Source organism: Domibacillus sp. A3M-37 (genome assembly GCF_024213455.1).
Classification (GTDB): Bacteria; Bacillota; Bacilli; order Bacillales; family Domibacillaceae; genus Domibacillus; species Domibacillus tundrae.
In genome coordinates this window covers 1-5,642 of sequence record NZ_JANAVL010000050.1, presented here as the reverse complement: position 1 = coordinate 5,642, position 5,642 = coordinate 1, and the positions used below count along the sequence as shown (strand labels likewise).

Annotated in this window: 5 protein-coding genes; all 5 read left to right on the top strand. The window is 36.9% G+C overall.

Annotated features, from left to right (window positions below; genetic code table 11):
* Window positions 1–272: 272 nt before the first annotated feature.
* A complete protein-coding gene (locus NLX67_RS22300) occupies window positions 273–596 on the top strand; it encodes a GNAT family N-acetyltransferase (RefSeq protein ID WP_254313589.1) in 324 nt (107 codons plus the stop codon).
* 133 nt (window positions 597–729) lie between these two features.
* A complete protein-coding gene (locus tag NLX67_RS22295) occupies window positions 730–990 on the top strand; it encodes a VanZ family protein (protein ID WP_309143166.1) in 261 nt (86 codons plus the stop codon).
* 256 nt (window positions 991–1,246) lie between these two features.
* Window positions 1,247–2,170 carry a heme o synthase gene (gene cyoE / locus NLX67_RS22290; RefSeq protein ID WP_254313587.1) on the top strand — a complete coding sequence of 308 codons (924 nt, stop codon included), beginning with the start codon at window positions 1,247–1,249 and terminating at the stop codon, window positions 2,168–2,170.
* A gap of 284 nt (window positions 2,171–2,454) precedes the next feature.
* Window positions 2,455–2,961, top strand: coding sequence for a peroxiredoxin family protein (locus tag NLX67_RS22285; protein WP_254313586.1), 507 nt, complete (start codon window positions 2,455–2,457; stop codon window positions 2,959–2,961).
* Between the two features lie 1,026 nt (window positions 2,962–3,987).
* Window positions 3,988–5,642 (top strand): GMC family oxidoreductase (locus tag NLX67_RS22280; RefSeq protein ID WP_254313585.1); only part of this gene is annotated, 1,655 nt, incomplete at its 3' end.

The window sequence follows — 5,642 nt, the reverse complement described above, 5'->3', positions numbered from 1 at the left end:
AGCTCTTCAGCGCCGATGGTAGTTGGGGGTTTCCCCCTGTGAGAGCAGGACGCCGCCAGGCAAACTAAAAGAACAGCAGAAGCTGTTCTTTTTTTCGTTTAGGAATCAATCTTATCCCACGAGAAACATTTCTATTTTACGGAAAACATATAAGTAATGGAAGGTTATACGATAAGACATATAACTTCGATCAGATGTTTGAATACTATGTTATGAAAGGTTTAACAGAATTTATGAACAATACCAAGGGAGGCGAGTTATAGGTTGCAGAAGTGAATGGTAAAATTGCGGGTTCAATTGCCATTACGAAGTCCAGTGATACAATAGTACAGCTGCGGTGGTTTATTTTAGATAATCATTATCAAGGCCGGGGCATAGGTAAAAAGCTTATGGAGACGGCTCTCCATTTCTGTAAAGAACAAAACTATCAGCATGTGTTTTTATGGACGATAAGCACATTAAAAACAGCCCGCTATCTCTATCAAAAATATCATTTTAAGTTAACTGAAGAAAAACCAAATGAAGAATGGACTGGAACCAAATTAATCGAAGAACGTTGGGATCTCGATTTATCTGATAAAAATCAAACAAAGTAAGTTCTTTTGCAGATTCGGGGCAGCTTCCCTGATTAATGCTTATCATTTCTTCTATCAGATTTTACCGAAAGAGTACCCCTGTTTCAATTTCGTGAAGGGCAAAGCCCAGAAATAAGTAGAGGGTGAATTTGTTATCCGCAAACTAACTCATGTTAGGTTTTTTGGATTATTGGCGTTTTTGATTTATTTAAATTTAAATTTGCCTGAAAGAAGAAGCCCTTATCTTTTAACAGGAGGTTTTACGGCTTTATTTGCGTTTGCGGACGAAATACATCAAGCCTTTATTGCAGAACGAAATGGAAGACTAATGGACATAATACTCGATGTTATAAGTGGTGTTGTAGTACTGTTCCTTATTTATATTTGGAAAATAAAAGCTGCAACAGAAAAGTAATGGGAGACCGTGGCACAATGCTGTGGTCCTCTTGCCGTGTCCTTATTTTCATTTGCGTAACTTAATTGAAAACACTATCAATTCTTTTGAAGAATAAAGGTTTTTTTAATTGTCACATTTAATCAGTAGCAAGAAAAAACTTTGCATTTTTATATGTTAAAATAGTAAATGATTCTTATGTTTCTTAGATAATTCTTTGGTAACACACATTCTATCTTTCAAAAAATCAGCAGATAGTTAGAAAGGAAGAAAGAAATTGCAAAACACCGAAGCAGTTGCAAAGGATGGACGATCTGTGAAGCAATATTTTTCATGGAAAGTAATAAAAGCAATTGTAAAAACTGGGATTATTAATTCGAATTTAATGGGGATGTGTGCGGGACTAAGTTTGGCGTTATATATATATAACCTAAATTTTACTGATTACATTTCAACCATTATTTTAGCCATATTAGGAACAGCGTTTGTCGTCGGCGGTTCTGGAGCGATTAACAATTTTTATGACCAAGATATTGACATTGTTATGAAGAGAACTAAGGACAGGCCGACTGTAGATGGATCCGTCAATCCTAAATTTGCTTTGTGGCTGGGCATAGCCCTGTTGGCAAGTGGGTTGGCTTTTTTGCTGCTTATCTCTCCTCTGGTCGCTTTTATCGGGTTTCTAGGGTTTTTCTTGTATGTATTTCCTTATACTATGTTTACAAAACGGAAAACAATTTATAATACGGAGGTAGGAAGCCTCTCTGGTGCGGTTCCTCCTCTAATCGGCTGGGCTGCCGTATCTTCAGATATGTTCCATCCCATAGCTATTGGATTGTTTCTGTTTATGTTCTTATGGCAGCCTCCTCACTTCTACGCAATTGCGATTAGGCGGTTAGATGAATACAAGGCCGCTGGAGTCCCGATGCTGCCGGTTATAAAAGGAATATACCGTACAAAAATTCAAGCTATTGTCTATCTATTGGGATTGCTAATGGTTTCTTTTCTTTTCTTTCCGTTTAGCAAGTTAATTGCTTTTGCCATGTTTGGATTAACCCTTGTCTGGATAATGCTTGGTATTTTTAATTTCAGAAGAATGGAAAGTGAAAAGTGGGCTACTCTCATGTTTGTGTTTTCTCTAAACCACATAATGATTATTTTTGCATTAATGATCGTTATTGGTTTTATCGAGGGGTTGTAATAACAAACTCTTCAACATTTTTTTATTAATAATTATTAATATAATTTAATTTAATTTAATCAGAGGGCTAAATGGCTCTCTGATTTTTTCTTTTTTTTAATGGCTATGTTAAACAATAATGTTGATTTCAAAGACCTTTATGTGTGAAGGTCTTTTTTATCATTACCACAAGGTAAGCAAATCCTTTTAGTAATGTTTTTCACTTCCACTAAACTGCCCCTTTAGCGGAATAGGATAATATGATTTGGGTAATAATTAAATGAAAAGTAAAAGGAGGATACAAAATGGCTATAATTAAATTAGGTGAAAAAGTTCCAAATTTTACACTTCCTGAAATATCAGGACAAGATTTTTCGTTTGAATCTTATCTTAAGGATCATAAAAGCTGGAATCTAATTATTTTCTTTAGGGGAGCTTGGTGTCCTGTATGTGTCCATGATCTTAAAGATCTTGAAGAAAGCAAGGCTTTCTTTGAAGGAAAGAATGTACATCTTATTACGATTTCAACGGATAAGTTAGAAAACTTAAAGAAGATGTCATTGGAGAACAATTTATCGTTTCCGATTTTATCAGATTTAAATTTGGATGCTTTAAAAGCTTATGATGTTTTCTATCATGGTGAGGATGCCCCTTATGAGGACCATGGTACTCATGGAGAACCTGCTTATTTCCTTGTAGATGAAAATGGACACCTGCTGTATCACCAGAGACAAACAAGCCCATTTGGACGACCTACTTCTACGGAATTACGAAAGATTGTACAATATATAGGCAAGAATCTAAAATCTTAACTACGTCAGCATTAGCGGAAGCACCTTTCTCTAGTGAAAATTTCGCTTCTGCCGGACAACAAGTGACTTTTATTTCTTTGGCTCTGTTATCGTTTGTTGTTGATTTCAGGCCCAAATAAATAGCCACCTAGTTAGATGGCTATTTATGCATCTATCCAACTATCGCACCCCATTAGTTCAACAAGCACCAGTTATTTATTTTGTCGTTACTGATTCATTTATTAACTTGCAAAGGTAGCCTACTATGTATTCCCTACGTGTCGTTTCTTCAATATCGTTATTTTCTACAAGGTCATCTATCCCTTTATTAATAATTTCCCATAAAGCAGTACTTTCAAATTTTTCGTATGGTATACCTCCGTTCCGATTTGTTATGTTACGTTTAATGTAACATATATGTCCAATATGTTGTATTAAACAAGTAGCTGCCAAACCAAAACAGGCGCCCTCCTTTGAAATATAAGGAATGACGCCTGTTTTCTTGTTTATAGTTGAATGTTACATCTTATATTTTGAACTGCCCACAGAATAAGAAAACAATTACCCCCAGGACGGAGTAATTGCTAAATAGAATGTATGTATTGAAAGAAAATGAAGCAAAAGTGTTCCTTATCACACCCTTACAAACCTAATTTATGTCTGAACAAATATGTATTCCTAGGGATAGCAAGCAAAACGGAGCAGCTGCAATTTACAGCCGCTCCGTTTTGGGAAAAAATAGTGAATATACCACTGCCTTGCTTTATTTTATTGCTTTTTAACTAAAATGCTTAATTTATTAGCCTTTGGTTAATTAATTAATTAAAAAAAGACTTCTTTATCCCGATAAAGTTATCCATAAAATAAAAAACACTTTAAGGTCAAGGTTTCCATGGTTTTAAATAAAGTATTTATCCACTAGAGGGCCAGCAAAAAATACGATAGAAAGTGGGAGTGCTATTCTAAACCTTCCGCTGCATTCATATGTTGAAATTGGTCAAAGGGCACAGGTTGAATGGTTTATTCTATCTTGAAAGGAATGATGATGTGTCAAAAAAAGAAGAAAGAAAATATTTTGATTACATTGTCATTGGTGCTGGAACCGCTGGGGGGGTTGTCGCAAAAGAATTATCAGATGATCCCAGAACTTCTGTGCTCACTCTTGAGGCAGGGACAAACATGACAAATGAGTTAAGCAGTGCTTCTAACCCAGGCTCAGGCCTGTTATCTACCGATAACAGACACTCGTTTAATGTGATGACTAATTTAGAACCTAATATTAACAGCCAGCTAAGAATGTCAAGCGGTCGAGCAATTGGTGGAAGCTCCGAACATAATGCCATGTATGCAGTAAGAGGAAGCCGTGAACTTTATGATCAGTGGGCAGAACTTGTTGGACCTCAATGGGCATATGATACTGTTAGTCCTTTATTCAAAAGAAATGAAACTTATATAGGGAACACACAGGAATCGGAAGAACGAGGAAGAAAAGGCCCGATTTTTGTGAGACAGCAAATCATTCCCAAAGATGGACTTGTCACTACTTTAGCTCAAGCAACATCAGCTGTTTTGAATATCCCAATTGTTGAAGACTACAATACAGGTATAAGAGATTGCACATTTTATAAATCACAGGCTACGAATAAAATAGTGAACGGGAGATTTGTTCGTTCCTCAACAGCAACTGGATATTTAGATAATGATGTGGTTACACAAGGAAATGAGTTCAAGAATGATGAATTTGGGGTTGGCAGAAGACAGCTGACTATTTTCGCCAAAACAACAGTGAATAAAATTCTTTTTAAAGAACAAAAAGGAGTTCAGGTTGCTGTCGGTGTCGAGTACGTCAAGAATGGAATAACCGAAAGGGCTTATGCGAACAAAGGAATTGTTCTTTCTGCAGGAAATTTTTCTTCGGTCATCCTTCAACGTTCAGGAATCGGAAATTCTATGGATTTAGCCAGAATCGGTGTATCAACATTAGTAAAGAACCCTAATGTTGGACACAACTTCCAATCGCAATTTACTGGTGGGGTGGGGATTGAAGTAGAGACTAGCCGGCTTCTAGAAGTGAGAGATGCTGACCCTGACCTGCCATTTCCACTAGGTGCTTTTAAAGGAGAAGATGAAACAGGAGGCCGCCGCCTTCAAATTTATAGCAGTATAACACCTTCTTTTCTTCCACCAGCCGTTGTCTTCGAAAACAACTGGTCGTTTAATCCAAATAAAAAGACGAATGTGATGAGTATTGGCCCTTTCGACAATAACCCGAAAAGCAGAGGAAAGATTTTGGCCGCTCACAGCGATCCTGAAGCTTATCCATCCGTTTGCCTCAATCCATTGGAAGATCCGAATGACTTAGAATTCATGGTCGATCAGTATATTGACATTTACAACATTATGAAGAAAGCTCGAAAACTTGATCCTGAAGGGATTTATAAGCTGGTCTACCCTGCTGAAGATGTCTTTGAAATGACAAATGAGGCAGAAAAAAGAGCAGAGATCGCTAAATATGTTAGAGCCGCATATCGCAATATTCAACACTTCGGTGGACAATGCAGGATGGCTAGGAGCATTCAAGAAGGAGTTGTGGATAGGTATCTCAATGTCTTCGGTACTAAAAATCTGAAAGTCGCAGATCTTTCCATATCCCCTATTTTACCAGATGGCAACACTGCCATACCAGCTCAGATGATCGGTTT